This window comes from Psychrobacter maritimus (assembly GCF_029953575.1).
Lineage (GTDB): Bacteria > Pseudomonadota > Gammaproteobacteria > Pseudomonadales > Moraxellaceae > Psychrobacter > Psychrobacter maritimus.
This window is the reverse complement of record NZ_CP124526.1, coordinates 1,122,688-1,140,969: the sequence shown is the minus strand read 5'-3', so window position 1 is coordinate 1,140,969 and position 18,282 is coordinate 1,122,688. Positions and strand designations below refer to the sequence as shown.

The 18,282-nt window shown below is 43.8% G+C and carries 15 protein-coding genes; 12 read left to right on the top strand and 3 right to left on the bottom strand.

Annotated features, from left to right (window positions below; all coding sequences use genetic code 11):
• Positions 1-3 precede the first annotated feature (3 nt).
• Both QJS82_RS04780 and QJS82_RS04775 read left to right on the top strand, forming a co-directional pair.
• Entirely contained in the window at positions 4-726 is a 723-nt protein-coding gene (locus tag QJS82_RS04780; RefSeq protein ID WP_281491673.1) for a class I SAM-dependent DNA methyltransferase, read from the top strand.
• Between the two features lie 43 nt (positions 727-769).
• Positions 770-1,483: a glycosyltransferase family 2 protein gene (locus QJS82_RS04775; protein WP_281491672.1), complete on the top strand. Its 714-nt coding sequence runs from the start codon at positions 770-772 to the stop codon at positions 1,481-1,483.
• Positions 1,484-1,525: 42 nt separating this feature from the next.
• On the opposite strand, the gene phoR is transcribed toward QJS82_RS04775, so the two are convergent.
• The gene (gene phoR / locus QJS82_RS04770; protein WP_227692417.1) at positions 1,526-2,596 is read right to left on the bottom strand and encodes a phosphate regulon sensor histidine kinase PhoR; all 1,071 of its coding nucleotides are present in this window, start codon (positions 2,594-2,596) and stop codon (positions 1,526-1,528) included.
• A gap of 209 nt (positions 2,597-2,805) precedes the next feature.
• Positions 2,806-3,504 carry a phosphate regulon transcriptional regulator PhoB gene (gene phoB, locus QJS82_RS04765; protein ID WP_281491401.1) on the bottom strand — a complete coding sequence of 233 codons (699 nt, stop codon included), beginning with the start codon at positions 3,502-3,504 and terminating at the stop codon, positions 2,806-2,808.
• Between the two features lie 515 nt (positions 3,505-4,019).
• Here phoB and pstS point away from each other — a divergent pair.
• The 9 genes from pstS to QJS82_RS04720 all read left to right on the top strand — a co-directional run bounded on the left by pstS (position 4,020) and on the right by QJS82_RS04720 (position 15,253).
• On the top strand, positions 4,020-5,180 hold the full coding sequence (pstS, locus tag QJS82_RS04760; RefSeq protein ID WP_281491400.1) for a phosphate ABC transporter substrate-binding protein PstS: 1,161 nt from the start codon (positions 4,020-4,022) through the stop codon (positions 5,178-5,180).
• A gap of 236 nt (positions 5,181-5,416) precedes the next feature.
• Complete coding sequence (gene pstC / locus QJS82_RS04755) at positions 5,417-6,367, top strand: phosphate ABC transporter permease subunit PstC (protein WP_281491399.1); 951 nt, start codon at positions 5,417-5,419, stop codon at positions 6,365-6,367.
• Between the two features lie 107 nt (positions 6,368-6,474).
• Positions 6,475-7,389: a phosphate ABC transporter permease PstA gene (gene pstA / locus QJS82_RS04750; RefSeq protein WP_281491398.1), complete on the top strand. Its 915-nt coding sequence runs from the start codon at positions 6,475-6,477 to the stop codon at positions 7,387-7,389.
• A 66-nt stretch (positions 7,390-7,455) separates the two neighbouring features.
• Positions 7,456-8,382, top strand: a complete 927-nt coding sequence (gene pstB / locus QJS82_RS04745; protein WP_438656518.1) for a phosphate ABC transporter ATP-binding protein PstB — start codon at positions 7,456-7,458, stop codon at positions 8,380-8,382.
• Between the two features lie 117 nt (positions 8,383-8,499).
• Positions 8,500-9,243, top strand: coding sequence for a phosphate signaling complex protein PhoU (gene phoU, locus QJS82_RS04740; RefSeq protein ID WP_201618689.1), 744 nt, complete (start codon positions 8,500-8,502; stop codon positions 9,241-9,243).
• Between the two features lie 426 nt (positions 9,244-9,669).
• Positions 9,670-11,400 carry a glycosyltransferase family 2 protein gene (locus tag QJS82_RS04735; RefSeq protein WP_281491397.1) on the top strand — a complete coding sequence of 577 codons (1,731 nt, stop codon included), beginning with the start codon at positions 9,670-9,672 and terminating at the stop codon, positions 11,398-11,400.
• 201 nt (positions 11,401-11,601) lie between these two features.
• A complete protein-coding gene (locus QJS82_RS04730; protein WP_281491396.1) occupies positions 11,602-12,945 on the top strand; it encodes a glycosyltransferase in 1,344 nt (447 codons plus the stop codon).
• Positions 12,945-14,159 carry a hypothetical protein gene (locus tag QJS82_RS04725; RefSeq protein WP_201618557.1) on the top strand — a complete coding sequence of 405 codons (1,215 nt, stop codon included), beginning with the start codon at positions 12,945-12,947 and terminating at the stop codon, positions 14,157-14,159. The genes QJS82_RS04730 and QJS82_RS04725 overlap by 1 nt, the downstream gene beginning before the upstream one ends.
• Positions 14,160-14,230: 71 nt before the next feature.
• Positions 14,231-15,253 (top strand): glycosyltransferase family 2 protein, encoded by a 1,023-nt coding sequence (locus tag QJS82_RS04720; protein WP_281491395.1) that lies wholly within the window; start codon positions 14,231-14,233, stop codon positions 15,251-15,253.
• A 19-nt stretch (positions 15,254-15,272) separates the two neighbouring features.
• On the opposite strand, the gene QJS82_RS04715 is transcribed toward QJS82_RS04720, so the two are convergent.
• A complete protein-coding gene (locus tag QJS82_RS04715) occupies positions 15,273-16,025 on the bottom strand; it encodes a hypothetical protein (protein ID WP_201618559.1) in 753 nt (250 codons plus the stop codon).
• A gap of 382 nt (positions 16,026-16,407) precedes the next feature.
• Between QJS82_RS04715 and QJS82_RS04710 the strand changes: the two genes are divergently transcribed.
• Positions 16,408-18,144, top strand: coding sequence for an RCC1 domain-containing protein (locus QJS82_RS04710; RefSeq protein WP_281491394.1), 1,737 nt, complete (start codon positions 16,408-16,410; stop codon positions 18,142-18,144).
• Positions 18,145-18,282 lie beyond the last annotated feature (138 nt).

The window sequence follows — 18,282 nt, the reverse complement described above, 5'->3', positions numbered from 1 at the left end:
TTAATGGTTCGTAAAAATGAAACGGCTGACTCCCTTCCTATTGATACGCAAGCTGTCAACTATGCAGAAACCTATTTTGATGCTTTATATAGCGACAATAGTGACCCATGGCAGTATCAGACACGCTGGTACGAAAAGCGTAAACGCGATATGTGTCTTGCTGTATTACCAAAAGCACAATATCACAATGCCATTGAATTAGGCTGCGGAAACGGCGTGTTTAGTGCGTTACTTGCCAGCCGTTGTCAGGCTTTGGTAAGCATCGATGGTAATAGTCAAGCAGTTCAGCTTGCTAAACAACGCTTGGCAGAGTCCGCGCATGTAAATGTCATACAAGGAGTCATTCCTGATGCATTATCGACTGCTAAACCAACCTTTGATTTAATTATTATTAGTGAAATTTTATATTATTTATCGCCCAATGATATTGATATAGTTATTACTTGGATCAAACAAAACCTTGCTATAGGTGGCACCTTGCTGTGCTGTCATTGGCGTTATGCCATTGATGGCTTTGTGATGACGGGTGAAACCGTACACCAACGTTTATGCCAAGCGTTTAATAAAATAAGTAATGCGGTAGAACCTAAGCAGGGACAGGGACAGCAAATCGATACTAAAAATTCAGCCTTTACCCATCAAAGTAAAATTATCGATAGTGATTTTTTATTAGACGTTTGGCAATACTCTCCTGAATCAGTCGCCATGCAAGAAAACTTGGTATAAGAGGATATGACAACGAGTAAACCGAGGCAGATATATGGATGATATAAAAATTGGTATTGTCATTCCTGCTCATAACGAAGCGATGACTATTACTAAATGCTTAGCATCGGTGCAAACTGCCATTAAGCAGCTGCCCTCTACCATTACCGCGACTGTGCTTGTCGTGCTCGATAGCTGTCGCGATAATACACTTGAATTGGTTAAAAGTGTCCAATTAGAAAGTGCTCAAGCTAAAAATACTAAAATCGAAAATGCTGACGTGAATTATCTATGCTGTGATTACCAATGTGTGGGACAAGTACGGGATTTAGGCATTCGCCATGCTATCGCCTCTGGCGCGACATGGCTTGCCTGTACAGACGCTGATTCAGTCGTCACCCCAGATTGGCTGATACAGCAAATCGCCCATATCAAAGCTCAGCCTACTGATATGATATGCGGCGTAGTAAGCGTTGATAGCTGGGCGCATTTGACGCCGCAAACGCGCAAAGACTATATGGCTCACTATCAAGATAAGATGGGACATCGCCATATTCATGGGGCAAATTTAAGTTTTAGCGCTAAGGCTTATCTTGCCGTTGGCGGTTTTGCGCCCCTGCCTTGCCACGAAGATGTCGATTTGGTAAAAAGGTTTGAGAGTACAGGCTATGCCATCACTTGGAGCAATCGCGTTCGGGTTATTACTAGCAGCCGTTTGCAAGCTCGAGCAACAGAAGGTTTTGCCGCGTTTTTAGCCAATTTAGAAACTAATCATTGACAGTAATGTTTAAAATCCTGCTAACGGCTACGAGTTTAACAGTTAGCCTATAGGAGCAGAGCGAATATGAGTGGCGGGGAAAACGGCGCTAAATGTCGAGCCTTTGCCTTCTGACGATTCAATTTGCAAAGTCGTATCATATTGATATAACACATGCTTTACAATCGCCAGCCCTAACCCCGTACCACCTGTCGCACGACTGCGCCCGCTATCCACTCGATAAAAACGCTCGGTCAACCGTGCGACATGTTGTGGCGCAATACCAATACCATCATCACTGACGGCAAACCGACAACCTTCTGCAGTTTTTGCCCAACTGATAACGATATTACCTGCTTTTGGCGTGTATTTAATCGCATTAATCACCAAATTGGATAACGCACTGTTCAAATACATCTCCGAGCCATAAAGACCATCATAGGTGTCTATCTGTAAATGCAGCGTATGACCATATTCTTGGTTGTAAGCCTGCGCGTCGTCATAGACATGGGTGAGCAGCTTGGTCATATCAATATAATGCAGCTCATGTGTCTCTTCGATTTCAATCCGAGACAGCAGCAGCAAGTCATTGACCACTCTATTCATGCGCGCGGTCTGCTGCGTCATTAATTCAAAGCCGCGTCGCCATTGCCGCGGCATGTCTTCCTGATCTGAGAAATTTTCCAGATAGCCCATCAGTACAGTCAATGGCGTTCGTAACTCATGCGAGACATTTGCCACAAAGTCGCGGCGCATTTGCTCTAAGTGTTGTAAGCGGGTCACATCATAAATAATCAGCAGCTTTTCATCGCCAAAAGGCGTGAGCTCACATTTAAGATAACGGTTAGGATCTTGCCATGACTTCATATGTACACCATCATTGGGTGTCACCATGCTCTGATAGTATTGCCGAAACTCAGGGACGTTAATAAAGTCAAAAATACTTTTGCCATGATCCGCTGACTGCAACAATAACAAATCCTCGGCGGCCTGATTCCACCACTCCAAACCATCATCGTCGTTTAGCAAAATAACCGCATCTCGCAGTGCGCGTAAGGCACTTCTGATTTTTTTAAGCTGATCGGTGGAGTATTGCTCGATGTCCTGTTGCTCAATGTCCCTTGGCGTTATCATGTGTTTCTCTCTTTTTTATTACCAGTATGATGCTTAGCACTTATTATTAGCACTGACTATTCTTAGCACCAAATATCCTCAGTACTTATGCTTCTCAGTACTCAATATTCTAAATATTTATGCCTCTGAGCACTGAATGTTCTTAACGCTGGTTTCCTGCCTCGTAAGCTGCCTTGTAAATAATGGGCTATTTTTCAAAATCGATAGCGTTATTCAACCAGACTCGAAAACCGATAACCGGTACCGCGAACCGTTTGAATCAAGGCACTGCAACCATAAGGCTGTAGTAATTTGCGTAAACGCCGGATGTGCACATCAATCGTGCGATCTTCGATATAGACATTGCCGCCCCAGACCTGATCTAGCAGCTGGGTGCGCGTATAAGCACGCTCGGGATGACTCATAAAAAACGCCAGCAAGCGATATTCTGTCGGTCCGATATCAATGACTTTATTATCAGCGGTGATACGCTGGCTTTTAGGATCGAGGCTAAGCTTGCCTATTTCAATTGGCTTATCGCTACTAAGCGCACGACTACGGCGTAATACGGCTTTGATTCTGGAGATTAATTCACGCGTTGAAAAGGGTTTGGTCATATAGTCATCAGCGCCCGCATCAAGCCCATGAACCTTACTATCTTCCTCACTTTTGGCCGTCAGCATAATCACGGGTATCTCAGCCAACATCTCATCACTTTTAAGCATACGGCAAAAATCAATACCACTTTTATCACCCGGTAACATCCAATCTAGCAAAATCAACGCGGGTCTATGATCCACCACTTGTTGATGCGCTTCTGCGACGTCAGCCGCTTGTAAACTCTCAAAGCCCGCCATCTCTAGCGTCATTACCACCATCTCACGAATTGCAGGTTCATCTTCGACAATCAAAATCTGCTCATTGCGCATACCATCGCCTCATTATTGAAAGACAAAAAATTGGAAAACAAAAATACTAAGCCCTTATCAACGTCTGCCCATTAAACGGCTTAATTATGACAGTTTGATGACACAGTGACTCGATACGTTAAATGCTGCGCCTTAAACATTGCAGCTCAAACACTGTACTTTCAGCCCTATACTTTAAGCGCTGTGCTTTGAACGCTTAGCCTTAAACCCTTACGCCCCAAAAAAAACCAACGGCTCATCATAACGAATTTTGCGCTAGATAGCAGCTGCAATCCCCTTAAACGACTGCTTTATTAGGCTGCGTTTTTAATTGACCAACTTTTTTCATAAAAATGTCTTATTTCATCAAACTGTCATATTTGCTCGGCACAATATGCTCATTGACCACCGAGCGTCTTTGCAGCAAAACCTTGCTAACCAAACATCGTTAGCAATACATTACTAAAAACCTGGGCAGCGACATTGTTATTCATAAATGCCCCATACTTAAATCTGATTACTTTTTAGGAGAAATAATGCGTTATTCATTAATGGCTTTAGCAGTCGCGAGTACCTTTACCTTAGCTGCTTGTAATCAAACCCCCAATAGTAATGAAAGCAATGAGCCGGCTACTTCGGCGCAATCAACCACCGCCTCTACCGACAGCGCAAACGTTCAGTCGACAGACGTCCAATCAACAGACAATGTGTCGATGAATATCACCGGCGCAGGTGCCTCTTTCCCGCAGCCTATCTATGCTAAATGGTCAGATGCCTACAATAAAGCAACAGGCGGTCAAGTGAACTATCAGTCGATTGGTTCATCGGGTGGTATCAAACAAATCGTCGCAAAAACCGTTGATTTTGGGGCGTCTGATGCGCCAATGACCCCAGCTGAATTAAACGAAGCCGGTCTGATTCAATTCCCAACTGTTATCGGCGGCGTGGTACCTGTCGTTAATATCGATGGTATTAAGCCCGGACAATTAAAGCTCGATGGAAAAATGCTAGCTGACATCTATCTTGGCAAAATTAGCAAATGGAATGACCCTGCCATCGTAGCCATGAACCCTGATTTAACCCTTCCTGACGCGGCTATTACCACGGTGTTCCGTTCAGACGGTTCGGGCACAACTTTTAACTTTACCGATTATCTAGCCAAAGTTTCAAACGACTGGAAAGACAGCGTTGGCGTCGACAAAACCGTGAAATGGCCAACCTCAGCAACCGGTGCGGGCGGTAAAGGCAACGAAGGCGTTTCAAGCTATGTGAATCGTATGAAAAACTCTATCGGCTATGTCGAGTACGCCTATGCTAAGCAAAATGGTATGTCACACGTTGCCCTGAAAAATGCTGCCGGCAATGTCGTTCAACCATCTGCGCAGACATTCGCCGCCGCTGGTGACATTGATTGGTCAAAGCAAGAAGGCTTTTATAAAGTCATCACCAACTCCGAAACGGCTCAAGCATGGCCTATCGCTGCTGCGACCTTTATCTTAGTCCATAAACAACCAAAAGATGCTAAGCAAGTGGCAGGTGTCCTTAACTTCTTTGACTGGGCTTATGCTCAAGGCGATGATGATGCGATGAGCCTCGATTACGTGCCTTTTTCTGATACGGCCGTGGCTTTATTTAAAGCGAAATGGAACGAGGTGGTAGACAGCGAAGGTAAGCCTGTTTATACCTCAGCACAGTAGGTCAGGAATAAGCTAACTAATGCCAGCAAGCAAATACGGAAAAGCGTGTTTGCTTGGTGACGTCTTAGCCGTAGTGAACTTAATAGATGCTTGTTATAAAACACAGTTTATTACGGTAAGACGCTAAAGCTAAAACCCCTAAGATTTTTTACAATCAAGCTTTCACACTAGCAAGCGTTAACACCATTCATCATTAACATAATGAAAAGTTAGATCGATAAACAACAGAGGCTTTTATGGCAGACCTAAAATCCCAACTGGCAAAACAAAAACGCTTTGACGCGGTTTTTGTTAATGCCACCAAAGCATTTGCAATCTTGGTGCTCTTGTCGCTTGGCGGCATCATGCTGTCATTGATTGTCGGTGCGTGGCCAAGTATCACTGAGTTTGGCTTGGGATTTTATACCAGCAATAACTGGGATACGGTGAACGATCAATACGGTGCGCTTGCGCCCATTTACGGAACGGTGGTCACCTCTCTTATCGCTATCTGTATTGCCGTGCCAGTCAGCTTTGGAATTGCTATATTTTTAACGGAACTTTGTCCCAATTTTTTGAAAAAGCCATTGGGTATTGCTATCGAGCTGCTGGCAGGTATTCCTTCTATCATCTACGGCATGTGGGGCTTGTTTGTCTTTGCGCCGTTTTTTGGTGATCACATTCAGCCTTGGTTTATTGAAAATATTGGCCCCCTACCGATTATTGGCAAGGTTTTTACCGGCGCGCCGATGGGATTGGGGATGTTTACCGCCTCATTAATACTGGCAATTATGATTATTCCCTTTATCGCCGCCACTATGCGCGATGTTTTCTCTGTGGTGCCAGACCTGCTAAAAGAATCCGCATACGGCATGGGCGCCACCACGTGGGAGGTGATGTTCAAAATTATCTTACCTTATACCAAAGCAGGTGTGGTTGGTGGCGTGATTTTGGGACTTGGTCGGGCGCTTGGCGAGACGATGGCCGTTACCTTTTTGATTGGTAATGCTTTCAATATCAGCCCAAGCCTATTCACCTCTGGGGTGACTATTACCTCAGCGCTGGCCAACGAGTTTGCCGAAGCGTCAAGTGAGCTGCACTTAGCGTCATTATTACATTTAGGATTAATTTTGTTTGTGATTACCTTTATCGTTCTATCAATATCTAAGCTGATGCTCATGCGTATTGACCAAAAAGCAGGTAATTAAACATACTATTTTAAAAGCCAACAAACCCAATCAAATCAAAACAAGCCTAAACAAATTAAAACACGTCATTTGCCGCCATTATTTGACCCAAGAAGGACGAACACTTCATGACTTTAGCACCAGTCACTACTCAAACGACCCAGCCAAGCCCGCCTTCTGCAAGCTTTGAAGATCGTTACAACAAGCGTCTTTATAACAAGCGCCGTTTTATCAATAGATTGGGACTTGGGTTTGCTTTATCAGCGATTGTATTTGGTTTGTTTTGGCTGATTTGGATTTTGATTACGCTGTTTGTTGAAGGCTTTCAAGGTCTAATCGAGATGCCTGTTTTTATGGCCGATACCCCGCCACCGATGGGCGAAGGTGGTCTACGCAACGCCATTGTTGGTTCAGTAATGTTGGCTTTTTCGGGATTGGCGATTGGTGCCCCAATCGGCATGATGGCTGGCATTTATTTAGCAGAGTTTTCACATGGCAGTATGCTGGGTAAAGTCACCCGATTTTTAAATGATATTTTATTGTCGGCCCCCTCCATCGTGATTGGTTTGTTTATTTATGCTCTGATGGTCAAAGGACAGAGCTTTTCGGGTTGGGCTGGTGCTTTGGCATTGGCACTGATTGTGATTCCTATTGTCGTGCGTACGACGGAAAACATGCTAAACCTAGTGCCCAATACCTTGCGTGAAGCTGCTTATGCACTCGGCACACCAAAATGGAAGCTGGTCAGTACCGTGACACTGAAAGCTGCCAAAGCCGGTCTGACTACCGGTGTGCTGCTCGCTTTTGCGCGTATTACCGGTGAGACCGCGCCCTTGCTATTTACCGCGCTAAACAACCAATACTTTAGTACCGATATGAGCCAACCGATGGCCAACTTACCGAATACGATTTATCAGTTTGCCATGAGCCCTTATGACAACTGGCATGCACTGGCTTGGGCGGCGGCGCTGCTCATTACTGCGACAGTATTATTCTTAAATATCGCCGCACGCTTTATCGGTGGCAAAGACCATAGCAGATAATTCAAGGCTAACAAACGCACAGCTAAGAGCAAAAAAAACACCCCATTTAACAAAACTTTAAAACAGATGGATACCATTATGACTGATGTATTAGAGAGAAAAGCGACTAAGCCGATGACAGATACCAGCAGCAAACGCCGTTTACTGGATGACGCTATGTTTGATCATGGTCAGCATAAACAGCCAGATATCTCCCATCTTATCAAGCAAACCATGGCGGACATGCCCGACAACATGCCGCCTGCCAAGATTACCATTCGCGATTTGGACTTTTATTATGGTGATTTTCAAGCATTAAAAAACATCAATATTGATATTCCAGAAAAAAAGGTCACCGCTTTTATTGGTCCCTCAGGCTGCGGTAAATCAACGCTGCTACGTACCTTTAACCGTATGTATGACTTGTATCCGAGTATGCATGCTGAAGGCCAAATCACCCTTGATGGCCAAAATATTTTGGCCAAAGACATGGATGTTAACTTGCTGCGTGCGCGTGTCGGTATGGTTTTTCAAAAGCCCACACCCTTCCCGATGTCTATTTATGACAACGTCGCATTTGGCGTCCGTCTCTATGAAAAGCTCAGCAAAGCAGAGATGGATGAACGTGTCGAGTGGGCACTCAAAAAAGCAGCGTTATGGCTGGAAGTTAAAGACAAACTTAAAGCGTCAGGATTGTCACTATCAGGCGGTCAACAGCAGCGACTTTGTATTGCCCGCGGAGTAGCAACGAAACCTGAAGTCTTGCTATTAGATGAGCCAACGTCAGCGCTCGACCCCATCTCTACTGGCGCGATTGAAGATTTGATTACCGATTTAAAAAACGACTATACCATTGCTATCGTCACCCACAATATGCAGCAGGCCGCGCGCGTCTCTGACTACACTGCTTATATGTATTTGGGAGACATGGTAGAAATGGGTGAAACAGATCAAATATTCACCAACCCAGCACAAAAAGCGACTGAAGATTATATTACCGGTCGTTATGGCTAAGTCGCTGTTCGCTTAAAGCAATCATTTCTAGCAGTCATTTATCACGCTACTCATTTTGGCAATATTTTTATGAGCAACACCAATACGATTAAGACCACTACGATTAAGGAAGCAAGCATGGCGATAACGGCAAAGCATTTATCAAAGAGTTTTGATAATGACTTACATGACGTGATTGAGCTGTTTATGCAAATGGGTCACATGGCAGCAGAGCAAGTCATGGTTGCGACACGCGCCTTGATAGCCGCAGATGAGGCGACCGCAAAAAAAGTGATTGAAGATGACCATCTGATCAATCAGCTAGAGATTAAAATCGATGAGCAAATTATTTTGTTAGTCGCCAAGCGCCAGCCAGCCGCCAATGATTTGCGTTTAGTAATGGCGCTGAGCAAAGGCATTGTCGACTTTGAACGTGTCGGTGACGAAGCAGAAAAAATCGCCCGTATGGCCTGCCAATTGATTGAAGATGGCGCGTCACCCAGAGGTTATTCAGAGGTTCAGCATTTATCCAATCAGGTGCGCCTGATGCTGCTCGATGCCATTGACGCCTTCTCAAATATGAATCCGCAGCAGGCATTTTCGGTCTTGCAAAGCGATACCGCGGTCAATGAGGAGTATCAATCGGCCACGCGCGCCTTGATGACCTATATTATGGAGGACAGCCGCCATGTGTCTAAAGTGATTAATATACTGTGGGTATTACGCGCCCTAGAACGGGTGGGCGATCATGCTCGCAACATTGCTGAGCTGGTTATTTTTTGCACCAGCGGTAAAGATGTGCGGCATACGGATTTTATGCAAGTCGAACAAATCGTCCAGCAAACCACTGATGCTGGCATTATTCATACTGATAATAAATAGCCCATCTTGACGAGCGTGTTGAGCATGATGGATATATATCCATCATGCTCAACACGCTCTTTGCATTTTTAAGTTCAGCATTTAACTTCTGAGCACTTTTCCAAGCTCGACTCTATTCAAATCCTCGCCTTTTTTAAAGTCTTCACGCTATTCATATAAACCGTATTTTTTCTATCTATATATAAATAAGCACTTGAATTGCTTGTATTTTTACAATATTTACCTAGCCTTACATTATTAAGTATTCTTAAACACTTAACCATCAAGTTCTTACTATACTCTGAGTTATGATTATTCAAATAATAAATATAAACCCGTTCATTAGCGTCTAATTATATTTTTATAACGCTACTATTTCTAATGGAATAAAACGGTTTTTGTCATTATTTAACTAATAGCGTGAATAATAATAACTAAGGACAAATCATGATGGTCAATAATGGAGTGGCTTATAAAACGATACTAGACGCTATTATGGCTTCCCCTAAAAAGCCGTATCCGGAAAACGATTCTTTACGTGAAAGGCTTTCATATAAAGCTGCCCCTGCCCTTCCTAATGCTACTTTAAGCTTTCAGTTAATGACCCGGTCTGAACCACCAGAGCTGGTGATGGCGACCATACAATCTTTGCTGGCTGTAAAACAGGCGACTGATGAAATACTTATTATTGATAACAATAATACAGATACGTCAATGTATCAGCCTGTGGCAGCTTTCTGCACCAGTCTAGATCCAGCACTCAATGTGCGTTTTTATCATATCGACGCGGTAGCAGGTTTTAAGGCAGGCGCGTTAAATTTGGCGTTGGGTCTTATGAATCCAGACTGCTCTCACCTTGTTGTGGTCGACAGTGATTACCAAGCCTTGCCCCACGCTAGAGACTCGATTGCCAATGCTATTAAGCAATATCCAAACCATACGCTTTTACAGTTCCCGCAGTTTTACCGCAGTGCTGGGCAATTGGACACGCACAGCGAGCTTAACCATTATTTTAATCATCATTTATACCGTCCCTTTAATCGTAAGCGTGCACTATCAACAGGCACTTATGCGGTGATACGTCGCTCCGATCTTTTGAGCTTAGGCGGTTGGTCAGGTGCCTCGATTACCGAAGATGCACAAATGGGTGTATTGATGCATAAAAGAGGGTTTCGCAGTCAGTTCATACCAGAAGTCATTGCGACTGGCCTATTACCTACCTCGTTAAATGATCTGATGTGTCAACGTCGGCGCTGGATCTATGGCAATATGCAGGTGTTAAGCAACTATTTCTCGATAGCATGGCCAACCAACCCCCAAGAGACCGTAAACACTCAATCATTAAGTACGCGACAAACGGTTGAACAAATAAGCCACCCAATTATTTCTTTTAACTCATCCGCTATCAGTAGCCAATACATAAAAAATAAGGGTGAACGTTTAGGATATGCGCGTGCGCATTTATCTCAGCTAAGCGCTTGGATAAACTTCACCGGTTTATTTATTTTCTTGCAGATAGCGACCTTATTTATCCTTGGCTATGCACTTCTAAAAGCTCAACTTTCAGACGCCACGCCTGATATATCCCTACTCACGCCCTTGTACTTAGTCTATGCCAGCTATGGCGTTTTTATCATAAGGCGATTATGGGCATATTTACAGGATAAAGCGCCACTGAATAAACAGCTCAGTCAAAACCATGGGTCTAGTATCAAAATGCGTGTCAGGGCATGGTTCATGCATTTAAATTTTTGGGAGCTTGGAGCACTATCGTGGTTGCCCGTGTTATGGGGTAGCGAAAAACCCTTTGTCTGCACGCCAAAGCAAGAATACATTCGTACTCAAAGCTCATTACGTCGTGCAAATGTGGTGGCGTTACCCAAGCTTATTTTGCTACTCAACATCATCACTGCCGTTATAGTGGCACCGTTTTCGCCGCTTTATTCTCCGCTATTATTTATCTGTGCTTTGATAATTTGTACGTTAAAAATTGGCGCCGCAAAAGTGGCATTTGATAACTTTAGGGTTCCTAAGAAAAATCCGTCCAGCATTAGCATCAAATCTAAACCTACAGTTGCCTTAGCTATTAATCAGTCTCGTAAACAAACCAAAAGTCTAAAGCCGTTACAACCTGAAATTCACACGGTATTTGAAGACAAAAAAATTATTAATTCTTAATGGTTGGCTTTAGGCATTTATTTTCAGCTTATTAATTCAAAATTCAGCTTATTAATTTAATAGTGCTTAAAAACGCCTGCAGCAGTTTATTGATAGCGAATCAACGTTTTAGAGCGTTTTAGCACGTTTTAAGCAGTTGTTTTATTAAGACTCCCTTTTTTACTTATTTACAATAATCGTTCGTTTTACTTTGAGGTGCTTATGCCCGCTGCTGATCCTATTAATTTTATAGATGCTATTGATAATGATGCTGAACGCCCTGCCCTGTTAGCTGATAAACCTTTACGTATTGCGATGATTGCTCATTGTTTATATCCTATTGCTCAGCCCTTTGCTGGCGGGCTTGAGATGATTACTCAGCTTATATGTGATGAGCTTGTCTCCCAAGGCCATGAGGTTTTACTTTATGCGCATCAAGACAGTCAAACGCAGGCTCGCCTCGTCCCAATGCTAACCCGAGAAAAATTTGATAACACCGTCTATCCGAATGAGCATGAGACTTTAGGAATGAGCCGCGAGGAGATGTATCAGTATTTGGTCTATCAAGATGTCCTACGCGATATTATCGAACGCGATGAACGTGGTGAGACTGACATCGTGCATAATCACAGCCTGCACCATATCCCCATGATGACCGGTCAAGCGTTTGGCTCGCGGTTCTTTACCACCTTTCATACGCCTATTTTCCCGCAATTGCGTTTGGCGCTATTGACCTTGCGCCACGGTACAACCACCCAGTTTACCGCTATCAGCAAACACCAACAGCAGCTATTTTCTGAGTTTGTGCCCTCAACGGTGGTTTATAACGGCATTGATGTAAAATCCTTTGACGCTAACATTGCATCTACGGATGATTTTACCCGTGAAAATGATGAAATTTATTTTTGGTTTGGACGTATTTGCCCCGAAAAAGGCACACATTTAGCCATGCAATACTGTATGGAAGCTGGAAAAAAACTCATTATTGCTGGTCCCAAAAGCAACCAAGCGTATTTTGATGAACAAGTCGCACCACTATTGGCTCAAGATGGTGAAAATGGCGCGCAAAGACTGTTTAATTATGTCGGTCATGTTACCAAAGACGAGGTGAATCGCTACCTTTGTCAAGCGACTGCCATGCTATTTACCAGCACATGGGATGAGCCTTACGGTTTGACACTGGCTGAGAGCCTAGCCTGCGGTACACCAGTGATTGGCTTTGATGTCGGTGCTAGCGCTGAGATTGTTACACCAAATACTGGCGTTATCGTCGCTAAGGAAGATAAAGACGCTTTTATCAAAGGCTTTACTAAGATTAAAAGCATCTCACGTCAAGCCTGCCGAGAACGCGCCTTACAGTTTTGTTCCGTAGCAGCCATGGTAGCAGGCTATTTAGCCTTGTATAAAGCAGCAGTAACAGAAAGTGAGCAGAAAAAAGGCATTGAAGCTCCAACAGATGCACATTTAAAACTGAATTCATTTAACCACAAAAAGGGCAAAGACAATAAAGCAGAGCCGATAATCGGTTCAAGCAGTGGCTTAAATAACATGATGGAGCGAGGATAATGCGGCTTGGTTATTATGCCCATCATCACGGCTCAGGGCATTGCCGCCAAATCGATAAGCTTGCTGCCCTATTACCCGCTGAAGCAAGACAGCAATTAACGGTATTTACTAGCGTAACATCTGATACTTATACGTTTGCGGCTATAGATGAGGGGCGAATTGTACGACTGCCAGCAGAGGATGAACGTGCAGATGATGTACTCGCTGGGCGCGCAGGGCAATATTGGCAACCAGCCAGCCTGCACTATTCGCCCGTGGGTAATAGCGATATTCAGCAGCGCAGCCATAAAATACTGGATACCATCCATCAGCGGCACATTGATTTAATGGTTGTTGATGTCAGCGTTGAAGTCGCAATGCTATGCCGCGCCGCCAGTGTTCCTTACCTTTATGTCAGACTGCCAGGTATTCGCGATGATGAGCCGCATCTAAACGCTTTGGCTGGTGCGCTTGCTTTACTTGCCCCTTATCCTCGCACATTAGAATCTGCGATGACACCTGATTGGCTGGCTAAAAAGACCCTCTATCTTGATTTTATCAACACGGAGCAAAGGAATGCGCAAAATTATCAAGATTTTATAAAAGACTTAATACAGCTTACTACTGATGAAGAAGCGCTCTCTTCAATGCTAGAGGGTAAAAATACGCCAGCTATCGTTACCGTCATTAAAGGCTACGGCGGACATCAAGCTATTGATGCAAAACTGCCCGAGCTGCGGCAGCTTTTACCACATGCTTTTATTATATCGCTTGGTCCTATCGACGATGATAAACGGCATTATGTTGACATCGCAGCCGACGTAAATGATGTGACGCCATTTATCGAACATAGCAATTATCTACTGATGGCTTGCGGTCTAAATGCCGTCGCCCAAGCCTATGATTATGCGACGCCGCTGGTCGTCCTACCTGACGACCGCCCGCACCAAGAGCAAGAGGTAATGGCAGAGGTGTTGATAGCCCAAGGACGGGCATTAAGTTGGCAGCAATTTAAAGCGTTAATAAATGCAAGCGGCAAACATAAGCTAAGTGGAGAAACGGCTAACCAATCCACTCAAACCCATTCCTTATCAAAGCGTGTTAGTGCAACGCTTAAGCAAAAATCTATACCTACAGCCCAAGCGTTTATGCAGAGTACGGCCAAGTATCGAACGACTAAAGCTTGGTTTGAACAATGGTTGCTGCCGCAGCTTACATTAAAGCCTGAACGTTAAATGGAATAGTTATCAATAACGTCGTAGTAAAAACATAAAAGCCAAATTAATACGAGAGGCGCTGACAAACAATGACCGTAAAACCCACCACCAATCCTAATGCGGTTTCTGAGCATGTGCCGGTAACGGTGATCACGACTTGTTATGGACGCAATCGTCACCTGTATAATCTGCTTAGTAGCCTTGCGAATGGCAGCGTTAAGCCCGATGAAGTTATTATTGTCAATGATGATACCGACCCTAAACGTCTGGCTGATTTTGCTTTAAACATTGTTAAGATTCCGACGAGCGCAGGTTTAGTGGACAGCGCAGACCATCAAACGTTAGAACATCAAACGTTAGAAAAATCGGACAAAACGGAATTTGATATCGGTCATAATCGCAATATTGGCGCCGCGCGTGCCAGCCATGACACGCTGATATTTTTGGACGTTGATTGCATCGTAGCGCCGAGCTTTATTGAACAACTAAGCGCAAAGTTAAGCCAGTATCCAAACGCTCTACTAATGGGACAACCGCGCTATTTGACGCGACCTTTATCAAACGAGGAAAGCTTGGCGTTGCAAAAGGGGGCGCTGACTAATGATTACTTAAATCATCTATCTGTTTATAATCCTTATCGTGATAACTTCGATGCGAAACAATCGATTTCTACTAAGACAACACCGACAGCTATTAAAAAAACAAATGATTACGGCGCTTTTTGGAGTTTATGCTTTGCGATTAAACGTGAACAGTTTGAGAAAATAGGTGGTTTTGATACGCAGTACACCGGTTATGGCGCAGAAGATACCGACTTTGCCTTTACTGCCCGTCAGTTAGATATTGCTTTTTATCTGACCGCCGACCTTATTTATCATCAGCAGCACGCCGTCTATCGCCCGCCTCTCAATCATTTGGAAAGCATTATCGTCAATGCCAATCGTTTTTATCAAAAATGGCAATGCTGGCCTATGGGCGGCTGGCTTGAACAGTTCTGCAAAATGGGATTGATTGATTGGACGAACGAGCAATCAAATTCAATTACGCTGTTACGCCAGCCTAGCAGTAAAGAGATAGAGTTGGCCTATTATCCCGATGCCGCTTATGTTTAAATTACCAATCTTCCCTTGCCTAATACTGGCGTATGATCTCTACCTCTGGCGGCGGCGAACTCATTTCATGGCGCTCAAATTCCCAATTATGCCCTTGCCAAAAGTGCGCCGTTTTATCGTTGTCATTAAAACCTATCATTAATAATTGCAGCGGTAGCGGTGCTTTTTGCAGAAGCTGCACATGCTCTCGCGCCGCTAGCAACAAGCGATACAACAAAAATCCTGAAGAAGGGGCTGAAGAGTGAATATCTATAAAGTAAGGATAGTCGTCAACGACCGGATGGCGCTCCGATAACACGCTATGATGCGCCGCATCCTGCAACAACACTTGCACCGCCGGTGGTAACGTCAGTATGCGATCATCATCAATCGGGTCATCATCGGGACTTGGGTCATCACTGGGCAAAGGAAATTGATAAGGCTGTTTACTCAGTAAAATACCTAATGGTGCCGCTTTTGCCATGCGCTTCATCACCGCGACATTGTTGCTCCTCGGTGGCAAACCAAAATGCAGTTTACTATCCCCAATTTGGCGAAAAAACAACAATTTAGGCAGGCTACTGGCTAGCGGATGGTTGGCAAAAAACTCAGCGTGGATGAAATGGTTAAATAATACCAAAACATCATCCGAACGTAATAACTGCTTAAGTTTATCAGTGCTAATAGAAGGGTTGTTGGCGATAAAGACGATTCGTTTATTTTGCTTTAACGCGTTTTGGATGTTGAGTGGCAGGGCTGTAAATGCAGCGGCTTCTTTGCTTATTTTATTCAAATTATCCTCATAATTATGGGCGGTTGATTATGATGTTAATAGCTTGTTATTGAACCAAATTTTCAAAAATTCAAGTCTGTATAAATGAGTTACTTTCCTCCTTAATATACCTTACTTTTTCATAGATAAAAGCCTATCTAACAATAATATTTATTCGCCTGCTTTGGATGCTGCTCTACGATTCACCCTATAAAACCGTTAACCATCCTTTTATATAAAGAACACCTATCATTAAAATATTAAATCAACATTTTTATTTATATATTGATAATAATTATCATTTGTAATATTATTCGCATCCATAGTTACGCCCATTTTACGCTATGTTGCTATTTCCTATATTCAGATACCTATCTTTTATTGATAATTTATTGAGGTTTTTATGCGCTTATCCCATCTTACCCAAGCAGTGGCACTTATCAGCGCGACTTTGATACTAACTGCTTGTGGCAATGATTCTGATGACACCACAATCATTGATGGGACACCGCCGCTTTTAACCACCGATAGTAATTTTACAGATGGCTATAGTGCGGTGGCGGCGATATTTTTCTCTGGGCAAGTACAAGATAGCAGTGGCATCAAATCGCTGACTTATCAGCGCAATGAAGAGCCAGTGGAAACGTTAAACGTCGATACAAATGGAGATTTTAACGCACGTATTTTATTGGCATTAGGTAGCAATAAAATCACCTTAGAAGCTACAGATAATGCTGGCAACATTATGCGCTCAATCAAAACTGTGTATTTGGGCGATACTGTCGCCGCAGGTGGCTCACATACAGCTGCTCTGCGCGATGGACAGCTGTATGGCTGGGGGCGCAATAATTATGGGCAAACCGGTCTGGGAATGACCACAAAAATTGCTGACGTCATGGGTCATCCAGATACTCCCATGCTGATGCACAGTGCACCAAAAGACCTTGTGTCTATTAAATTTAACCAAAATCATTCGCTGGCGCTAGATGCTAAAGGTCAGGTTTATAGTTGGGGCGAAGATATTTCTGGGCAATTAGGACGCGGCAACACCGGTCGCAATGACTGTAGTAAAACAGAAGATTGCCGCCTAGATATCGGTGCCATTGATGGTATTGACAATGCCGTGATGGTAGCAGCGGGTTATAAGCATAACTTAGTACTTACCAAAGACGGCAGCGTGTGGGCGTTTGGTGCCAATACCCAAGGTCAGCTTGGTAATGCTACAACGATAAATAGCAGCACACCGGTTAAGGTTGATTTTTCAGCAGCCGCTGACATCGGTCATATTGTGCAAGTGGTGGCCAGTGCCAATAGCTCGTACGCGTTAGATGATAAAGGTCAAGTTTGGGGCTGGGGCAGCGACGCCTATGCCAATCTAGGTCGCGGTCAAGAATGTAATAAGGCCAATAACTGTATTAATATTAATGCAACGCCGTTTCGCATTGATGTTCTGAGCGGCAATTCCACTGCCCATACCATCGTTGACGTTCATACTAATAACGCTATCGCCCCTACTCCTGAGATTGCCTCTGACTCAAACATTGACCTTGAAAAAGTAACCCAACTTACCGCTGGCCGTGACCATGTATTGGCGCTAACCAATAAAGAAGCCGTCTACGCTTGGGGGCTCAATGCCAGTAGCCAAATAGGTTATAACGGCGAAAAATTCAATGCTACTGAAAGCGCTTGGGCAAATACCATTCTAACGCCAACCAAACTGCCATGGTTTACTGATAAGAATATTCGCCGCATCTATGCGAATGGCAATGCCAGCTATGCGTTACTGGACAATGTGTCATCGAACAATGGAACATCGGAAAATGGCTCAGCGACAGACGGTATTCTTTACGCGTGGGGTATGTTTGGGGAGACAAACGGTGCAGGCAAAACCGTCTACAACGATTTAGATGAACCAACCAATAAATTATCTAATTTAAAAAATATCGACAATATGGCTATGGGCGTCATGCACTTGATCGCGCATGAAAAACCTCTGCAGAAAGATGCCAATACCTCACATAGAGACGGTCAATTATTTACATGGGGCTGGAGCTTCGAGGGCTCACTTGGTAATAAAGATACTACCCACGTTTGGATGTATAACACCCCGATGCCAGTCAATTTACCAAGCCAGCTATAAGCGTGACTTATCTTTAACATGAGTATGCAATAGCAAATGTAGTAAACAAGGGCAGCCTTAGTAATGTTGCCCTTATTAACTTAGGACTTCGTTAAATCCTGCTTACTCATCTTTAGTATCTTCTTCGTATTTTAATAA